General features: G+C 59.6%; 11 protein-coding genes, 1 tRNA gene and 2 pseudogenes. All 14 read left to right on the top strand.

Going from position 1 to position 15,523, the window contains the following annotated elements; all coding sequences use genetic code 11:
- Positions 1 to 103, top strand: a pseudogene (locus tag IP89_RS23050) (elongation factor Tu); the annotation flags it as partial.
- Positions 104 to 157: 54 nt separating this feature from the next.
- Positions 158 to 233, top strand: a tRNA-Trp gene (locus IP89_RS14405).
- A 49-nt stretch (positions 234 to 282) separates the two neighbouring features.
- Positions 283 to 651, top strand: coding sequence for a preprotein translocase subunit SecE (secE, locus tag IP89_RS14410; protein WP_043310282.1), 369 nt, complete (start codon positions 283 to 285; stop codon positions 649 to 651).
- 9 nt (positions 652 to 660) lie between these two features.
- Entirely contained in the window at positions 661 to 1,194 is a 534-nt protein-coding gene (gene nusG, locus IP89_RS14415) for a transcription termination/antitermination protein NusG (RefSeq protein ID WP_021702718.1), read from the top strand.
- Positions 1,195 to 1,312: 118 nt separating this feature from the next.
- Positions 1,313 to 1,744, top strand: a complete 432-nt coding sequence (rplK, locus tag IP89_RS14420; RefSeq protein WP_004373444.1) for a 50S ribosomal protein L11 — start codon at positions 1,313 to 1,315, stop codon at positions 1,742 to 1,744.
- The gene (rplA, locus tag IP89_RS14425; RefSeq protein ID WP_043310284.1) at positions 1,744 to 2,439 is read left to right on the top strand and encodes a 50S ribosomal protein L1; all 696 of its coding nucleotides are present in this window, start codon (positions 1,744 to 1,746) and stop codon (positions 2,437 to 2,439) included. The genes rplK and rplA overlap by 1 nt, the downstream gene beginning before the upstream one ends.
- Before the next feature lie 214 nt (positions 2,440 to 2,653).
- Positions 2,654 to 3,154, top strand: a complete 501-nt coding sequence (rplJ, locus tag IP89_RS14430; RefSeq protein ID WP_043310285.1) for a 50S ribosomal protein L10 — start codon at positions 2,654 to 2,656, stop codon at positions 3,152 to 3,154.
- Positions 3,155 to 3,231: 77 nt separating this feature from the next.
- Positions 3,232 to 3,600, top strand: coding sequence for a 50S ribosomal protein L7/L12 (rplL, locus tag IP89_RS14435; protein ID WP_043310286.1), 369 nt, complete (start codon positions 3,232 to 3,234; stop codon positions 3,598 to 3,600).
- Between the two features lie 220 nt (positions 3,601 to 3,820).
- Positions 3,821 to 7,894 carry a DNA-directed RNA polymerase subunit beta gene (gene rpoB / locus IP89_RS14440; RefSeq protein ID WP_043310287.1) on the top strand — a complete coding sequence of 1,358 codons (4,074 nt, stop codon included), beginning with the start codon at positions 3,821 to 3,823 and terminating at the stop codon, positions 7,892 to 7,894.
- A gap of 56 nt (positions 7,895 to 7,950) precedes the next feature.
- Entirely contained in the window at positions 7,951 to 12,150 is a 4,200-nt protein-coding gene (rpoC, locus tag IP89_RS14445) for a DNA-directed RNA polymerase subunit beta' (protein WP_043310288.1), read from the top strand.
- A gap of 156 nt (positions 12,151 to 12,306) precedes the next feature.
- Complete coding sequence (gene rpsL, locus IP89_RS14450) at positions 12,307 to 12,678, top strand: 30S ribosomal protein S12 (RefSeq protein ID WP_043310290.1); 372 nt, start codon at positions 12,307 to 12,309, stop codon at positions 12,676 to 12,678.
- A gap of 91 nt (positions 12,679 to 12,769) precedes the next feature.
- Positions 12,770 to 13,240 (top strand): 30S ribosomal protein S7, encoded by a 471-nt coding sequence (gene rpsG / locus IP89_RS14455; protein WP_043310291.1) that lies wholly within the window; start codon positions 12,770 to 12,772, stop codon positions 13,238 to 13,240.
- A gap of 30 nt (positions 13,241 to 13,270) precedes the next feature.
- Positions 13,271 to 15,418, top strand: coding sequence for an elongation factor G (gene fusA, locus IP89_RS14460; protein WP_043310292.1), 2,148 nt, complete (start codon positions 13,271 to 13,273; stop codon positions 15,416 to 15,418).
- A 30-nt stretch (positions 15,419 to 15,448) separates the two neighbouring features.
- Positions 15,449 to 15,523: pseudogene (locus IP89_RS23385) on the top strand (elongation factor Tu); the annotation flags it as partial.

Genomic DNA, 15,523 nt, shown 5'->3' on the forward strand with positions numbered 1-15,523 from the left:
CACCCTGATCAAGCCGATCGCCATGGACGACGGCCTGCGTTTCGCAATTCGCGAGGGCGGCCGTACCGTTGGTGCTGGCGTGGTTGCTAAGGTCATCGAGTAATCGGTTGATCTGCCTTGGTAAGGCCGGCATAATGGTCGGCCTTACTTCGATTTTAGGCCAGTAGCTCAATTGGCAGAGCGGCGGTCTCCAAAACCGCAGGTTGGGGGTTCGATTCCCTCCTGGCCTGCCAGATTCCTGGTTAGAAGTGGATCTGGCGTTTCTTTCAACAGGGTTTTCTCATGAATGCCAAAGCTGAAGCTCAAAACTCCCGCTTTGATGTGCTGAAGTGGCTCGCGGTAGCTGCTCTGGTCGTCGCTGGTGTTGTCGGCAATCAGTACTTCTCGGCTGAACCGCTTCTGTATCGCGTACTGGCGCTGCTGGCTCTGGCCGTGGTTGTTGGTTTTGTTGCGCTGCAGACTGCGAAAGGTCAGGCGTTCTTTGCTCTGGCAAAAGAAGCGCGCATCGAGATTCGCAAGGTTGTCTGGCCGACTCGCCAGGAAACCACTCAGACCACTCTGATCGTGGTTGCTGTGGTTCTGGTGATGTCGCTGGTCCTGTGGGGCCTGGACAGTCTGCTGGGTTGGCTTGTTTCGTTGATTGTCGGTTAAGGGTGTCCCGTGGCTAAGCGTTGGTACGTTGTGCATGCTTACTCGGGTTACGAGAAGCATGTCATGCGCTCGCTGATCGAGCGCGTCAAGCTGGCTGGCATGGAAGACGAGTTCGGCGAAATTCTGGTTCCCACCGAAGAAGTGGTGGAAATGCGTAACGGCCAGAAGCGCAAGAGCGAGCGCAAGTTCTTCCCTGGCTATGTGCTGGTTCAGATGGAAATGAACGAGGCGACTTGGCACTTGATCAAGGACACGCCGCGCGTCATGGGCTTCATCGGTGGTACTGCTGATAAGCCTGCGCCGATCACCGAGAAAGAGGCTGACGCCATTCTGCGTCGTGTTGCCGATAGCGGTGACAAGCCGAAGCCGAAGACTCTGTTCGAGCCGGGTGAAACTGTTCGTGTCATTGATGGTCCGTTTGCCGACTTCAATGGCGTGGTTGAAGAAGTTAACTACGAAAAGAGTCGGATCCAAGTGGCCGTGCTTATTTTCGGTCGCTCCACGCCGGTGGAGCTGGAGTTCAGTCAGGTCGAGAAGGCATAACTGGACAATGCATCCCGTACCCCGCAGCCGCTGGCTGCGGGGTTTTGTCGTCACTGGGATAAATGCGTACTAACCGGGGAGCTTCGTTGAAGCGTCTGACCCGATATTGGAGTAGCTCATGGCTAAGAAGATTCAGGCTTACATCAAGCTGCAAGTAAAGGCCGGCCAGGCCAACCCGTCGCCGCCCGTTGGTCCGGCTCTGGGTCAGCACGGCGTGAACATCATGGAATTCTGCAAGGCGTTCAACGCCAAGACTCAGGGCATGGAACCTGGTCTGCCGACTCCTGTGATCATCACCGTTTACAGCGACCGCAGCTTCACCTTTGAAACCAAAAGCACCCCGGCTTCGGTGCTGCTGAAGAAGGCCGCCGGCCTGACCAGCGGTTCCGCTCGTCCGAACACCGTCAAAGTTGGCACCGTTACCCGTGCTCAGCTGGAAGAGATCGCCAAGACCAAGCAGGCCGATCTGACCGCAGCTGACCTGGATGCGGCCGTGCGTACCATCGCCGGCTCCGCGCGTAGCATGGGCCTGAACGTGGAGGGTGTGTAATGGCTAAGCTGACCAAGCGCCAGAAGGCTATCGCCGAGAAAGTAGAAGCCGGCAAGGCTTACAACTTCGAAGAAGCCGCCAAACTGCTGGCCGAGCTGTCCACCGTCAAGTTCACCGAGTCCTTCGACGTCTCCGTGAACCTGGGTGTAGATCCGCGTAAATCCGACCAGGTTGTTCGTGGCGCCACCGTGCTGCCGAACGGCACTGGCAAGACCGTCCGCGTTGCCGTGTTCACCCAGGGTCCGGCTGCTGAAGCCGCTCTGGCTGCCGGCGCCGACAAAGTCGGTATGGACGAACTGGCTGCCGAGATGAAGGCTGGCGATCTGAACTACGACGTAGTCATCGCCTCCCCGGACGCCATGCGCGTCGTCGGCCAACTGGGTCAGGTTCTCGGTCCGCGCGGTCTGATGCCGAACCCGAAAGTCGGCACCGTGACTCCGGACGTCGCTACCGCTGTCAAGAACGCCAAGGCTGGTCAGGTGCGTTTCCGTACCGACAAGAACGGCATCATCCACACCTCCGTAGGCAAGGTCGGCTTCGAAGCCGCTGCGCTGAAGCAGAACGTGGAAGCCCTGCTGTCTGACCTGAAGCGTCTGAAGCCGTCCACCTCCAAAGGTGTGTACGTCAAGCGCGTGACCCTGAGCACCACCATGGGTCCGGGTCTGGTGATCGATCAGGCGTCCCTGGAAGCCTAAGTGATACGGCCGGCGGACTCGTCCACCGGCCTGCAAAGATTGGGGTCCCTGCCTGGCGGGGGCTATCCAAGACCGTAGGCGGCGCAAGCCTTAAACCCGGAGAGCGATCTCCACAAGCCTACGCAGATGGTGCTCCCGATTCCTTACCGAATCAGACACCAAAACGACACCTGGTTTCGATCAGGTGAAACGGTAACAAGCAGGAGTTTTACCCGTGGCAATTAAACTCGAAGACAAGAAGGCCATCGTCGCTGAAGTCAACGAGGCTGCCAAAGTCGCCCTGTCCGCTGTTGTGGCTGATGCCCGCGGTGTGACTGTTGGTGCAATGACCGGACTCCGTAAAGAGGCTCGTGAAGCTGGTGTGTACGTGAAAGTCGTACGTAACACCCTGCTCAAGCGTGCAGTTGCTGATACTGAATACAGTATCCTCAACGACGTTTTCGCTGGCCCGACCTTGATCGCTTTCTCCAACGAGCACCCGGGCGCTGCTGCCCGTCTGTTCAAAGAGTTCGCTAAAGGTAACGACAAGTTCGAGATCAAGGCAGCTGCGTTCGAGGGCAAGTTCCTCGCAGCAAACCAGATCGACGTACTGGCAACTCTGCCGACCTACGACGAAGCCATTTCGCAGCTGATGAGCGTGATTCAAGGCGCTACCAGCAAGCTGGCTCGTACTCTGGCGGCCGTTCGCGACCAGAAAGAAGCTACCGCCGCCTAAGGCGCGGAAGTACCTTTCAAATCATATGTTTAATTTGATGGCTGCGTAGGCTGTCACCCCAATACAGGATTTAAGTCATGTCTCTGACTAACGAGCAAATCATCGAAGCCATCGGCCAGAAAACCGTTCTGGAAGTTGTTGAGCTGATCAAAGCGATGGAAGAGAAGTTCGGCGTTACCGCCGCTGCTGCCACCGTTGCTGCTGCTGGCCCGGCTGCTGCCGCTGCTGAAGAGCAAACCGAGTTCAACGTTGTTCTGGCCGAAGCCGGCGACAAGAAAGTCAACGTGATCAAGGCTGTTCGCGAGCTGACCGGTCTGGGTCTGAAAGAAGCCAAAGAGAAAGTCGACACCGCTCCTCAAGTCATCGCCGAAGGCCTGACCAAAGAAGCTGCTGAAGACGCCAAGAAGAAGCTGGAAGAAGCTGGCGCCAAGGTCGAGCTCAAGTAAGCTCGCGTCTTGCGTCTACAGCCCGAGCGTTAAGCGAAAGGCTGATGGCTGGTGGCAAATGCCACCGGCCTTTTTCCGTTATGGGCGACGGCCGAAATGCCGTTGTTCATGGCGCGAAAGTCCCGCCCGAGGGCGGCGCAAACCAAAGGGTTTGCACGATTTTCTGGTCATTGCCGCCGGCAGTGGCCAAACAAGCAGGTGACCAAGCTGGGGAACGCTGATGGCTTACTCATACACTGAGAAAAAACGTATCCGCAAGGACTTTAGCAAGTTGCCGGACGTGATGGATGTGCCTTATCTCCTGGCCATCCAGCTGGATTCGTATCGCGAATTCCTGCAGCAAGGAGTGAGCAAGGAGCAGTTCCGCGACGTTGGCCTGCATGCGGCCTTCAAGTCCGTATTCCCGATCATCAGCTACTCCGGCAACGCGGCTCTCGAGTACGTCGGCTATCGCCTGGGCGAGCCGGCGTTCGACGTCAAAGAGTGCGTGCTGCGTGGCGTGACCTTCGCCGTGCCGCTGCGCGTTAAAGTCCGTCTGATCATCTTCGACAAAGAGTCGTCGAACAAAGCGATCAAGGACATCAAAGAGCAAGAAGTGTACATGGGCGAGATTCCGCTCATGACCGAGAACGGTACCTTCATCATCAACGGTACCGAGCGTGTGATCGTCTCCCAGCTGCACCGCTCCCCGGGTGTGTTCTTCGACCACGACCGTGGCAAGACCCACAGCTCCGGCAAGCTGCTGTACTCCGCGCGCATCATTCCTTACCGCGGTTCCTGGCTGGACTTCGAGTTCGATCCGAAGGACTGCGTGTTCGTTCGTATCGACCGTCGCCGCAAGCTGCCGGCTTCCGTCCTGCTGCGTGCCCTGGGCTACAGCACCGAGGAAGTGCTGAACGCCTTCTACGACACCAACGTGTTCCACGTGAAGGGCGAGACCCTCAACCTGGAACTGGTGCCGTCGCGTCTGCGTGGTGAGATCGCTGCGTTCGACATCAAGGACGAGAAGGGCAAGGTCATCGTTGAGCAAGGCCGCCGTATCACCGCGCGCCACATCAACCAGATCGACAAGGCTGGCATCAAAGAGCTGGAAGTCCCGATCGACTACCTGCTGGGCCGCACCACCGCCAAGGTCATCGTGCACCCGGCTACCGGCGAGATCGTTGCCGAGTGCAACACCGAGCTGACCACCGAGCTGCTGGCCAAGATCGTCAAGGCTCAGGTCGTCCGCATCGAGACCCTGTACACCAACGACATCGACTGCGGTCCGTTCATCTCCGACACGCTGAAGATCGACTCCACCGGCAACCAGCTGGAAGCCCTGGTCGAGATCTACCGCATGATGCGTCCTGGCGAGCCGCCAACCAAGGATGCTGCCGAGACCCTGTTCAACAACCTGTTCTTCAGCGCCGAGCGTTACGACCTGTCCGCCGTTGGCCGCATGAAGTTCAACCGTCGTATCGGTCGCAGCGAGATCGAAGGTTCCGGCGTTCTGTCCAAAGAGGACATCGTCGACGTACTGAAGACTCTGGTCGATATCCGTAACGGCAAAGGTATCGTCGACGACATCGACCACCTGGGTAACCGTCGCGTACGTTGCGTCGGCGAGATGGCCGAGAACCAGTTCCGCGTTGGCCTGGTGCGTGTAGAGCGCGCGGTCAAAGAGCGTCTGTCGATGGCTGAAAGTGAAGGCCTGATGCCGCAAGACCTGATCAACGCCAAGCCGGTTGCGGCGGCGGTGAAAGAGTTCTTCGGCTCCAGCCAGCTCTCGCAGTTCATGGACCAGAACAACCCGCTCTCCGAGATCACCCACAAGCGCCGCGTTTCCGCACTCGGCCCAGGTGGTCTGACCCGTGAGCGCGCCGGCTTCGAAGTCCGCGACGTACACCCGACCCACTACGGCCGCGTGTGCCCGATCGAGACCCCTGAAGGTCCGAACATCGGTCTGATCAACTCCCTGGCCGCCTATGCCCGCACCAACCAGTACGGCTTCCTGGAAAGCCCGTACCGCGTGGTGAAGGACACTCAGGTCACCGACGAGATCGTGTTCCTGTCCGCCATCGAAGAGGCCGATCACGTGATCGCCCAGGCTTCGGCGACCATGAACGCCAAGGGCCAGCTGGTCGACGAACTGGTGAACGTGCGTCACCTCAACGAGTTCACTGTCAAGGCGCCGGAAGACGTGACTCTGATGGACGTGTCGCCGAAGCAGGTCGTTTCCGTCGCTGCCTCGCTGATTCCGTTCCTCGAGCACGACGACGCCAACCGTGCACTCATGGGTTCGAACATGCAGCGTCAGGCCGTGCCGACCCTGCGTGCCGACAAGCCCCTGGTTGGTACCGGCATGGAGCGCAACGTCGCCCGTGACTCCGGTGTCTGCGTCGTGGCCCGTCGTGGCGGCGTGATCGACTCCGTCGACGCCAGCCGTATCGTGGTTCGCGTAGCCGACGACGAAGTCGAAACCGGTGAAGCCGGTGTCGATATCTACAACCTGACCAAGTACACCCGCTCCAACCAGAACACCTGCATCAACCAGCGTCCGCTGGTGAGCAAGGGTGACAAGGTTTCGCGCGGCGACATCATGGCCGACGGTCCGTCCACCGATATGGGTGAGCTGGCTCTGGGTCAGAACATGCGCGTAGCGTTCATGCCGTGGAACGGCTTCAACTTCGAAGACTCCATCTGCCTGTCCGAACGCGTGGTCCAGGAAGACCGCTTCACCACGATCCACATTCAGGAACTGACCTGTGTGGCCCGTGACACCAAGCTTGGCCCAGAGGAAATCACCGCAGACATCCCGAACGTGGGTGAGGCTGCGCTGAACAAGCTGGACGAAGCCGGTATCGTCTACGTCGGCGCCGAAGTACTGGCCGGCGACATCCTGGTCGGCAAGGTCACTCCGAAAGGCGAGACCCAGCTGACTCCGGAAGAGAAGCTGCTGCGTGCGATCTTCGGTGAGAAGGCGTCCGACGTTAAGGACACCTCCCTGCGCGTGCCGACCGGCACCAAGGGTACCGTCATCGACGTACAGGTCTTCACCCGTGACGGCGTCGAGCGCGACAGCCGCGCCCTGGCCATCGAGAAGCAGCAACTCGACGAGATCCGCAAGGACCTGAACGAAGAGTTCCGCATCGTCGAGGGCGCGACCTTCGAGCGTCTGCGTTCCGCCCTGGTTGGTGCCAAGGCTGAAGGCGGTGCCGGCCTGAAGAAAGGCGCTGTCATCGATGACGCCTACCTGGACGGTCTGGAGCGCGGTCAGTGGTTCAAACTGCGCATGGCCGACGACGCTCTGAACGAGCAGCTGGAGAAGGCCCAGGCCTACATCAGTGACCGTCGCCAGCTGCTGGACGACAAGTTCGAAGACAAGAAGCGCAAGCTGCAGCAGGGCGATGACCTGGCTCCGGGCGTACTGAAGATCGTCAAGGTCTACCTGGCGATCAAGCGTCGCATCCAGCCGGGCGACAAGATGGCCGGTCGTCACGGTAACAAGGGTGTGGTCTCCGTGATCATGCCGGTCGAAGACATGCCGCACGATGCCAATGGCACCCCGGTCGACATCGTCCTCAACCCGCTGGGCGTACCGTCGCGTATGAACGTTGGTCAGATCCTCGAAACCCACCTGGGCCTGGCGGCCAAGGGCCTGGGCGAGAAGATCAATCGCATGCTCGAAGAGCAGCGCAAGATCGCCGAGCTGCGCAAGTTCCTCAACGAGATCTACAACGAGATCGGTGGTCGTCAGGAAAGCCTGGACACCTTCTCGGATACCGAGATCCTCGACCTGGCGAAGAACCTGAAAGGCGGCGTGCCGATGGCTACCGCCGTGTTCGACGGTGCCAAGGAAAGCGAGATCAAGGCGATGCTGAAGCTGGCCGATCTGCCGGAAAGCGGCCAGATGCGCCTGACCGACGGCCGTACCGGTAACCAGTTCGAGCGCCCTACCACCGTCGGCTACATGTACATGCTCAAGCTGAACCACCTGGTCGACGACAAGATGCACGCCCGTTCCACCGGTTCCTACAGCCTGGTTACCCAGCAGCCGCTGGGTGGTAAGGCGCAGTTCGGTGGTCAGCGCTTCGGTGAGATGGAGGTCTGGGCGCTGGAAGCCTACGGCGCCGCCTACACCCTGCAGGAAATGCTGACCGTGAAGTCGGACGACGTGAACGGCCGGACCAAGATGTACAAGAACATCGTGGACGGCGATCACCGCATGGAGGCCGGCATGCCCGAGTCCTTCAACGTGTTGATCAAAGAGATCCGCTCGCTCGGTATCGACATCGAACTGGAAACCGAATAACACGCCTTGCTGCGGCCGCAACGTCGGCCGCAGCGAGTCTGTGAGGAGGAAAGGCCTTGAAAGACTTGCTGAATCTGTTGAAAAACCAGGGTCAGGTTGAAGAGTTCGATGCGATCCGTATCGGTCTGGCTTCGCCTGAGATGATCCGTTCCTGGTCTTTCGGTGAAGTGAAAAAACCGGAAACCATCAACTACCGTACCTTCAAGCCTGAGCGCGATGGCCTGTTCTGCGCCAAGATCTTTGGCCCGGTGAAGGACTACGAGTGCCTGTGCGGTAAGTACAAGCGCCTCAAGCATCGCGGCGTGATCTGCGAGAAGTGCGGCGTGGAAGTGGCTCTGGCCAAAGTCCGTCGTGAGCGCATGGCGCACATCGAACTGGCTTCGCCGGTCGCCCACATCTGGTTCCTGAAGTCCCTGCCGTCCCGTATCGGCCTGCTGCTGGACATGACCCTGCGTGACATCGAGCGCGTGCTCTATTTCGAGAGCTACGTAGTGATCGATCCGGGCATGACCACCCTGGAGAAGGGCCAGCTGCTGAACGACGAGCAGTACTTCGAAGCCCTCGAAGAGTTCGGTGACGACTTCGACGCGCGCATGGGCGCCGAGGCCGTTCGCGAGCTGCTCAACGCTATCGACCTGGATCACGAGATCGGCCGCCTGCGCGAAGAGATTCCGCAGACCAACTCCGAGACCAAGATCAAGAAGCTGTCCAAGCGCCTGAAGCTGATGGAAGCCTTCAAGGACTCCGGCAACCACCCGGAGTGGATGGTTCTGACCGTTCTGCCGGTGCTGCCGCCGGACCTGCGTCCGCTGGTTCCGCTGGATGGCGGCCGCTTCGCGACTTCCGATCTGAACGATCTATATCGTCGCGTGATCAACCGTAACAACCGTCTGAAGCGCCTGCTCGATCTGGCCGCTCCGGACATCATCGTGCGCAACGAAAAGCGCATGCTGCAGGAAGCGGTCGACGCCCTGCTCGACAACGGCCGTCGCGGTCGCGCCATCACTGGCTCGAACAAGCGTCCGCTGAAGTCCCTGGCCGACATGATCAAAGGTAAGCAAGGTCGCTTCCGTCAGAACCTGCTCGGTAAGCGCGTGGACTACTCCGGTCGTTCCGTAATTACCGTGGGCCCGACCCTGCGCCTGCACCAGTGCGGTCTGCCGAAGAAGATGGCCCTCGAGCTGTTCAAGCCGTTCATTTTCGGCAAGCTCGAAGCCCGCGGCATGGCCACCACCATCAAAGCGGCCAAGAAGATGGTTGAGCGCGAACTGCCCGAGGTTTGGGACGTTCTCGCCGAAGTCATCCGCGAACACCCCGTGCTGCTCAACCGCGCACCGACCCTGCACCGTCTGGGCATCCAGGCGTTCGAACCGGTTCTGATCGAAGGTAAAGCCATCCAGCTGCACCCGCTGGTCTGCGCCGCGTACAACGCCGACTTCGACGGTGACCAGATGGCCGTGCACGTTCCGCTGACCCTCGAGGCTCAGCTGGAAGCTCGCGCGCTGATGATGTCCACCAACAACGTGCTGTCGCCCGCCAACGGCGAGCCGATCATCGTGCCGTCGCAGGACGTGGTACTGGGTCTGTACTACATGACCCGTGAAGCCATCAACGCCAAGGGCGAAGGTCGCGTATTCGCCGACCTGCAGGAAGTCGACCGCGTATTCCGCGCCGGCGAAGCTTCCCTGCACGCCAAGGTCAAGGTGCGCATCAACGAGACCGTCAAGCAGAAGGACGGCAGCCTGGTCAAGAACACCCGCATCGTCGACACCACCGTCGGCCGCGCGCTGCTGTTCCAGATCGTACCGGCCGGCCTGTCCTATGACGTGGTCAACCAGTCGATGAAGAAGAAGGCGATCTCCAAGCTGATCAACCAGTGCTACCGCACCGTTGGTCTGAAGGACACCGTGATCTTCGCCGACCAGCTGATGTACACCGGTTTCGCCTACTCGACCATCTCCGGTGTGTCGATCGGCGTGAACGACTTCGTCATCCCGGACGAGAAGGCGCGCATCATCGATGCCGCCACCGACGAGGTGAAGGAAATCGAATCGCAGTACGCCTCCGGCCTGGTAACCCAGGGCGAGAAGTACAACAAGGTGATCGACCTCTGGTCCAAGGCTAACGACGAAGTGTCCAAGGCGATGATGGCCAACCTCTCGAAAGAGAAGGTCGTCGACCGCGAAGGCAAGACCGTCGACCAGGAGTCCTTCAACTCCATGTACATGATGGCGGACTCCGGTGCTCGTGGTAGCGCCGCCCAGATCCGTCAGCTGGCCGGTATGCGTGGTCTGATGGCCAAGCCGGACGGCTCCATCATCGAGACTCCGATCACCGCGAACTTCCGTGAAGGTCTGAACGTACTGCAGTACTTCATCTCCACTCACGGTGCTCGTAAAGGTCTGGCGGATACCGCACTGAAGACCGCGAACTCCGGTTACCTGACCCGTCGTCTGGTCGACGTGGCCCAGGACCTGGTAGTGACCGAAGTCGACTGCGGTACCGAACACGGTCTGCTGATGACTCCGCACATCGAAGGCGGCGACGTGGTTGAGCCGCTCGGTGAGCGCGTACTCGGCCGTGTAATTGCCAAGGACGTGCCGAAGCCGGGCAGCGACGAGATCATCGTTCCAGCCGGTACCCTGGTTGACGAGAAGTGGGTCGAGTTCATCGAGCGCAACAGCATCGACGAAGTGACCGTACGCTCGCCGATCAGCTGCGAAACCCGTTATGGCATCTGCGCCAAGTGCTACGGCCGCGATCTGGCCCGTGGTCACCAGGTGAACATCGGTGAGGCTGTCGGCGTAATCGCTGCCCAGTCGATCGGTGAGCCGGGTACCCAGCTGACCATGCGTACCTTCCACATCGGTGGTGCGGCTTCGCGTACCTCGGCTGTCGACAACGTCCAGGTGAAGAACGGCGGCGCAATCCGTCTGCACAACCTGAAGCACGTCGAGCGTGCCGACGGCAACCTGGTTGCCGTATCGCGTTCCGGCGAGCTGGCTGTGGCCGACGAGTTCGGTCGCGAGCGTGAGCGCTACAAGCTGCCGTACGGTGCCGTGATTTCCGTGAAGGAAGGCGACAAGGTCGACGCTGGCGCCATCGTCGCCAAGTGGGACCCGCACACCCACCCGATCGTGACCGAAATGAAGGGTACCGTGACCTTCGTCGGCATGGAGGAGGGCATCACCGTCAAGCGTCAGACCGACGAACTGACCGGCCTGACCAACATCGAGGTTCTCGATCCGAAGGATCGTCCGGCTGCTGGCAAGGACATCCGTCCGGCCGTGAAGCTGGTCGACGCCAATGGCAAAGAGCTGCTGCTGCCGGGTACCGACGTACCTGCCCAGTACTTCCTGCCGGCCAACGCCCTGGTCAACGTCAACGACGGTGCCCAGGTCGGTGTGGGTGACGTGATCGCCCGTATCCCGCAGGAAACCTCGAAGACCCGCGACATCACCGGTGGTCTGCCGCGCGTTGCCGACCTGTTCGAAGCGCGTCGTCCGAAAGAAGCTTCGATCCTGGCGGAAATCAGCGGCACCATCGCCTTCGGTAAGGAGACCAAGGGCAAGCGCCGTCTGGTCATCACCCCGACCGATGGCAGCGATCCGTACGAGGAGCTGATTCCGAAGTGGCGTCACCTGAACGTCTTCGAAGGCGAACAAGTGAACCGCGGCGAAGTTATCTCCGACGGCCCGAGCGATCCGCACGACATCCTGCGTCTGCTGGGCGTCAGCGCGCTGGCCAAGTACATCGTCAACGAGATCCAGGACGTTTACCGCCTGCAGGGCGTGAAGATCAACGACAAGCACATCGAGACCATCCTGCGTCAGATGCTGCGTAAGGTTGAGATCACCGAATCCGGCGACTCCAGCTTCATCAAGGGCGACCAGATGGAACTGACCCACGTCCTGGGTGAGAACGAAGTGCTGGCGGGCGAAGACAAGTTCATCGCCAAGTTCGAGCGCGTTCTGCTGGGTATCACCAAGGCCTCGCTGTCCACCGAGTCGTTCATCTCCGCGGCTTCCTTCCAGGAAACCACCCGCGTACTGACCGAAGCGGCTGTGACCGGCAAGCGCGACTACCTGCGCGGCCTGAAGGAGAACGTTGTTGTGGGTCGTCTGATTCCGGCCGGTACCGGCCTGGCCTACCACAGCGAGCGTAAGCGCAAGCGTGAAGCCGACAAGCCTCAGCGCGTGAGCGCGAGCGAGGTCGAAGCGGCTCTGACCGAAGCGCTGAACTCCAGCGGCAACTGATAGAGATGGGGCCCCGGGCGAGCAATCGCCCGGGGCCTTGTCTTGACTGGGGGCGGGAGTCTCTTTAGACTCATGCACCCCTAAATTTGGCAGGGCGCTTGCTCTGCCATTTTGCTTTAGGGCAATAGCGTCGAAAGACAACAGTGGAGCTTATAGATGGCAACTATCAACCAGCTGGTACGCCAGCCGCGCAAGCGTCTCGTCGAGAAGAGCGACGTGCCTGCGCTGCAGAACTGCCCGCAGCGTCGTGGCGTGTGCACCCGTGTGTACACCACCACGCCGAAGAAACCGAACTCCGCACTGCGTAAAGTGTGCCGTGTTCGTCTGACCAACGGTTTTGAAGTCACTTCCTACATCGGTGGTGAAGGTCACAACCTGCAAGAGCACAGCGTCGTGCTGATCCGTGGCGGTCGTGTAAAAGACCTTCCGGGTGTGCGCTACCACACTGTTCGCGGTTCTCTGGACACCACCGGTGTTAAAGACCGTAAGCAGGGTCGCTCCAAGTACGGTGCCAAGCGTCCGAAGTAATTCGGTTCGCCAATTTTCTTTTTGTTGAGTCGATAAGAGTAAGGTCGGGCATTTGTCCCGGGCTAACCTGAAGACCGTTTGAGGGCTTATCATGCCAAGACGTCGTGTAGCAGCTAAGCGTGAGATTCTGGACGATCCGAAATACGGAAGCCTGATCCTCGCTAAATTCATGAACCACGTGATGGAAAGCGGCAAAAAGGCCGTCGCCGAGCGCATCGTTTACGGTGCCCTGGAGACTGTCAAAACCCGCAAGAACACCGATCCCCTGGAGATCTTCGAGAAAGCTCTCGACGCCATCGCTCCGCTGGTCGAAGTTAAGTCCCGCCGTGTAGGCGGTGCTACCTACCAGGTTCCGGTCGAAGTTCGTCCGTCTCGTCGTAATGCCCTGGCCATGCGTTGGCTGGTGGAGAGCGCGCGCAAGCGTGGTGAGAAGTCCATGGCTCTGCGCCTGGCTGGCGAGCTGCTGGATGCCTTCGAAGGCAAAGGCGCTGCAGTCAAGAAGCGTGAAGACGTGCACCGTATGGCCGAGGCCAACAAAGCGTTCTCGCACTACCGCTTCTAATTACGGCTTCAATACTTCTGCGAGGGCTTTATGGCTCGTAATACAGCAATCAACCGCTACCGGAACATTGGTATCTGCGCCCACGTTGACGCGGGCAAGACCACCACTACCGAGCGGATCCTGTTCTACACAGGTCTCAGCCACAAGATGGGTGAGGTGCACGACGGCGCTGCTACCACCGACTGGATGGTGCAGGAGCAGGAGCGTGGTATCACCATTACCTCCGCGGCGATCACCACCTTCTGGGAAGGTTCGCGTGGTCAGTACGACAAGTACCGCGTAAACGTCATCGACACCCCCGGCCACGTAGACTTCACCATTGAAGTTGAGCGCTCCCTGCGCGTACTGGACGGTGCTGTCGTGGTGTTCTGCGGCACTTCCGGCGTTGAGCCGCAGTCCGAAACCGTATGGCGTCAGGCCAACAAGTACGGCGTTCCGCGTATCGTTTACGTGAACAAGATGGACCGCGCCGGCGCCAACTTCCTGCGCGTTGTCGGTCAGATCAAAAACCGTCTGGGTCACACCCCGGTTCCGGTTCAGCTGGCCATCGGTGCGGAAGATGACTTCCAGGGTCAGATCGACCTGATGAAGATGAAGGCCATCTACTGGAGCGAAGACGACAAGGGTACCTCCTACCGCGAGGAAGAGATCCCTGCCGAGCTGGTCGACCTGGCCAACGAGTGGCGCAGCAACATGGTCGAGGCGGCTGCCGAGGCCAGCGAAGAGCTGATGAACAAGTACCTGGAAGAAGGTGAGCTGTCGATCGAAGAGATCAAGGCCGGCCTGCGTCAGCGTACTATCGCCTGCGAAATCGTTCCTGCTGTCTGCGGTTCCTCGTTCAAGAACAAGGGCGTGCCCCTGGTTCTCGACGCCGTCATCGACTTCCTGCCTGCTCCGACCGAGATTCCGCCGATCAAGGGTATCCACCCTGACCTGGCCGACACTCCGAAGGATGAGGTCACCGAAGATCAGTTCGACGAGCGTCACGCTGACGACGCCGCGCCGTTCTCCGCTCTCGCGTTCAAGATCGCTACCGACCCGTTCGTTGGTACTCTGACCTTCGTGCGCGTCTACTCGGGCGTTCTGGAGTCCGGCCAATCGGTCGTCAACTCCGTGAAAGGCAAGAAAGAGCGCGTTGGTCGTATGGTGCAGATGCATGCCAACCAGCGTGACGAGATCAAAGAAGTGCGCGCTGGCGACATCGCGGCTCTGATCGGCATGAAGGACGTCACCACCGGTGACACCCTGTGCGATATCGACAAGCCGATCATCCTCGAGCGTATGGACTTCCCGGAGCCGGTGATCTCGGTAGCTGTTGAGCCGAAGACCAAGGCTGACCAGGAGAAGATGGGTATCGCCCTCGGCAAGCTGGCCCAGGAAGACCCGTCGTTCCGCGTCAAGACCGACGAAGAAACCGGCCAGACCATCATCTCCGGTATGGGTGAGCTGCACCTGGACATCCTCGTCGACCGCATGAAGCGCGAGTTCGGCGTCGAGGCCAACATCGGCAAGCCGCAGGTTTCCTATCGCGAAACCATTACCGGCGTTAACGTCGAAATCGAAGGCAAGTTCGTTCGTCAGTCCGGTGGTCGTGGTCAGTTCGGTCACTGCTGGATCCGCTTCTCTGCTGCTGATGTGGATGAGAAGGGCAACATCACCGAAGGTCTGGTGTTTGCCAACGAAGTCGTGGGTGGTGTGGTTCCGAAGGAATACATCCCGGCGATCCAGAAGGGCATCGAAGAGCAGATGAAGAACGGCGTTGTTGCCGGTTATCCGCTCATCGGCCTGAAGGCTACCGTGTTCGATGGTTCCTACCACGACGTCGACTCCAACGAGATGGCGTTCAAGATCGCTGCCTCCATGGCGACCAAGCAGCTGGCCCAGAAGGGCGGTGGTAAAGTGCTTGAGCCGATCATGAAGGTAGAGGTAGTGACTCCTGAGGACTACATGGGTGACGTGATGGGTGACCTGAACCGTCGTCGTGGTCTGATCCAGGGTATGGAAGATTCGGTTTCCGGTAAGGTAATCCGTGCCGAAGTTCCGCTGGGCGAGATGTTCGGTTATGCGACCGACGTTCGTTCCATGTCCCAGGGTCGCGCAAGCTACTCCATGGAATTCTCCAAGTACGCAGAAGCTCCGTCGAACATCGTCGAAGCACTGGTTAAAAAACAAGGCTAATCCCGCCCTTTAAGTAAGAGGTTTACTGTCGTGGCTAAGGAAAAATTCGAACGTAACAAACCGCACGTCAACGTTGGCACCATCGGCCACGTTGACCACGGTAAA

The organism is Pseudomonas sp. ML96 (assembly GCF_000761545.1).
GTDB lineage: Bacteria > Pseudomonadota > Gammaproteobacteria > Pseudomonadales > Pseudomonadaceae > Aquipseudomonas.